Source organism: Mesorhizobium sp. P3_A9 (assembly GCF_056402975.1).
Genome location: NZ_JBFUGJ010000540.1, coordinates 1 through 2,784, shown reverse-complemented (window position 1 = coordinate 2,784; position 2,784 = coordinate 1). Strand labels below are relative to the sequence as shown.

At 60.6% G+C, this 2,784-nt stretch carries 5 protein-coding genes; 3 read left to right on the top strand and 2 right to left on the bottom strand.

Translation table 11 applies throughout. From position 1 onward, the window contains the following. Window positions 1-575 (bottom strand): prolipoprotein diacylglyceryl transferase (gene lgt, locus AC1DX0_RS34135; protein ID WP_477358755.1); only part of this gene is annotated, 575 nt, incomplete at its 3' end. Between the two features lie 134 nt (window positions 576-709). Further along, on the bottom strand, window positions 710-943 hold the full coding sequence (locus AC1DX0_RS34130; protein ID WP_477358753.1) for a BrnA antitoxin family protein: 234 nt from the start codon (window positions 941-943) through the stop codon (window positions 710-712). Between the two features lie 223 nt (window positions 944-1,166). Here AC1DX0_RS34130 and AC1DX0_RS34125 point away from each other — a divergent pair, with 223 nt between their 5' ends. The 3 genes from AC1DX0_RS34125 to AC1DX0_RS34115 all read left to right on the top strand — a co-directional run bounded on the left by AC1DX0_RS34125 (window position 1,167) and on the right by AC1DX0_RS34115 (window position 2,692). Further along, window positions 1,167-1,469, top strand: a complete 303-nt coding sequence (locus AC1DX0_RS34125; protein ID WP_477358750.1) for an accessory factor UbiK family protein — start codon at window positions 1,167-1,169, stop codon at window positions 1,467-1,469. 344 nt (window positions 1,470-1,813) lie between these two features. Then, window positions 1,814-2,314 (top strand): type III secretion system chaperone family protein, encoded by a 501-nt coding sequence (locus tag AC1DX0_RS34120; RefSeq protein WP_013893499.1) that lies wholly within the window; start codon window positions 1,814-1,816, stop codon window positions 2,312-2,314. 18 nt (window positions 2,315-2,332) lie between these two features. Continuing rightward, window positions 2,333-2,692, top strand: a complete 360-nt coding sequence (locus AC1DX0_RS34115; RefSeq protein WP_477224065.1) for a tRNA-binding protein — start codon at window positions 2,333-2,335, stop codon at window positions 2,690-2,692. Window positions 2,693-2,784 lie beyond the last annotated feature (92 nt).

The following is a 2,784-nucleotide window of genomic DNA, read 5'->3' as shown; positions in this document are numbered from 1 at the left end:
TCGTAAAGCTGGCTGGGATGGCGGGTGAACGGTCCGCCATTGGGGAATTCTATTCCCCAGGGCACATCCGTCGGCCGGCCCCARAGYTCGGARTTGATGAARTTGGCRACGCGSACCAGGCCSAGCCCAACCGGCACGCCGGCRGCCACGACATCGAACAGCGWCCAWGTGCGGATGCCGCGCTTGATSGAAAACAGCGTCATGGCGAGGATGACGCCGAGCAGGCCGCCRTGGAASGACATGCCGCCTTGCCACACCGCGAAGATGTCGAGCGGATGCGCGATATAGCGTGCCAGATCGTAGAACAGGACATAGCCGGTGCGGCCGCCGAGCACGACGCCGATCGCCGCCCAGACGATGAAATCGTCGAGGTCCTCCGGCTTCATCGGCAGGATGCCGTCGGGCCACAGCTTCGGGTTGGCGGCGAGACGCTTGGCGTACCACCAGGCAAACAGGATGCCGACGATGTAGCCGATACCATACCAGTGCACCGCCAGCGGMCCGATCTGGATGAGGATCGGGTTGATCTGGGGAAACGGCAGCGATGCCAGCGGCAGCAGGAAATATTCGTTCAACGGGAAACTCTCGGTTGCGGTCGCATTCGGGCGCGGACCATGCGGTAGGGTTTTGGCAGGGTCAAGGCAAGGCGGTTGCCGTCAAGTGTCGCGACGGATCACCATTGCCGGCCATCGTGCCGTGGGTGTTGAACTCACCCCTTGGCGGCCACCAACYGCCGCAATGCGTCGTTGATCCTGTCCTGCCAGCCAGGACCCTCTTCCTGGAAATGGTCGAGCACGGCCCGGTCGATCCGGATCGAGACGAGCTCCCGCACATTTGGGGCGGTTGACGGTTCGCGGGGTGGTGCTGCCGGCTTCTTGACCGGCTTGAAGGCCGCTTCGGCGGCTGCGAATGGATTTGTCGGTCGGCGCGGGGGCGTTGCCATTCGGTTAACCTTGGGTTGGAGACGAGCGCTGCTGGACGCGAGACGCGATGAAACCACAATAGGCGATTTGGCGTTCTCAAGTACAGCTTGGGGCTGTTTGAGAGCTTCATTTGGGCATGACACCGCCATGCGCCATAGCAACGCAGACGCCGCACCAGCCCTCAACGTTCTTGCATTCGGCGCTCAGCGCCACTACGTCATTTCGAGCAAGCGAGGATTTGCCATGTCGACCGGACCGAACCGCATTCTCGATGAATTCGCCAAGCTGATGACCGATGCCGCGGGCGCCGCGCAAGGCGTTCGCCGTGAGGTCGAGACCGCCTTCAAGGGGCAGGCCGAGCGTATTCTCAACACCATGGACGTTGTGCAGCGCGAAGAGTTCGAGGCAGCGCGCGWAATGGCGGCCAAGGCCCGRGACGAGAACAGCAGGCTTGCCGCCCGCATCGAGGCGCTCGAAGCGAAGCTCGCCGAACTGGCCGGTGATGCCGCACCAGCGGCGGCGGCGAAGCCCCGTGCAAAAAAATAATCGTTAAACTTTTCCACATAGTGCGATCCTGAAAATCGCTTTGCCGTGAATCGCTTAACGGCATTGCATGAATCTTTGTGACAGCGCCTTTCCACATGCGAATGCCGCAGTGCGAAAAATTGGGCTGTTCACGCGACTCCCGATCAATAGACTGAATTTGTTGCATGATTCGGAGCAGGGTCATGCGACCGGGCGGTGGGGTCCGGTCTGGGGTCTTTGCGTCGAGAAGTAGTCTTTAGCGCGAAGAAAGTCCTGGCCGTCCGAGTTCTAGATCAGATTGTTCGTTGTGTGTGCCCTCCCGCGGAGCGTGTGGCGGCGCTCCTCAGAACGACAGGAAGCATTCCATGGAACTTCTCGAACTCGAATTCTCCCGCGAAATCCATCCGGTGGATGTTATCGAGCAGGTGGCCCACAACAATGACTGGTCCTTCGAACGGGCCGGCGACGATGAAATTTCGATCTCGGTCGCCGGCAGCTGGACCGACTATCACGTCTCMTTCTCCTGGATGGAGGATTTCGARGCGCTGCATCTGGCCTGCGCYTTYGACATCAAGGTGCCGGARACTCGCGCGCTGGAAGTGATGCGGCTGCTGTCGCTGATCAACGAGCAGATGCTGTTCGGCCATTTCGACCTCTGGGAGCAGGAGGGCGCGATCATGTTCCGCCAGTCGCTGCTTTTGGCCGGCGGGGTCGAGCCGTCGAGCCAGCAGGTCGAGGTGCTCTTGTCCTCGGCGCTGGAAGCCTGCGAATGCTATTTCCAGGCGTTCCAATTCGTCGTCTGGTCGGGAACCTCGGCCAAGGATGCGCTGGCCGGCGTGCTGTTCGAGACCTACGGCAACGCTTGAGTCCCCGGTAAGACAGACATGAGTTCGAGCAGCGAGCGCAAGCCCGAGATCAGTTTTGCCGATTTCGATCGTGTCGACATCCGCGCCGGCACGATCGTCGAGGCCGAACGGTTTCCGGAAGCGCGCAAGCCTGCGTTCAAGCTGAAGATCGATTTCGGGCCTGACATCGGCATCAAGAAATCGTCGGCGCAGATCACCAAATACTATACGCCTCAGACGCTGGTCGGCCGGCAGGTGTTCGCGGTGGTCAATTTTCCACCACGCCAGATCGGGCCGTTCATGTCGGAAGTGCTGACGCTGGGCTTTCCCGATGAGGAGGGCGCGGTGGTGCTCGGCGCCATCGAGCGCAAGGTGGCGGACGGCGGGCGACTGTTTTAAGCGCACTCCAATCCGTTGTTGCCGTAGAAATTCGAAGCGCACTTAAAGCTGGCGTACTCTTTCTGCGCCAGCAAAAATATATAGCATGGAAA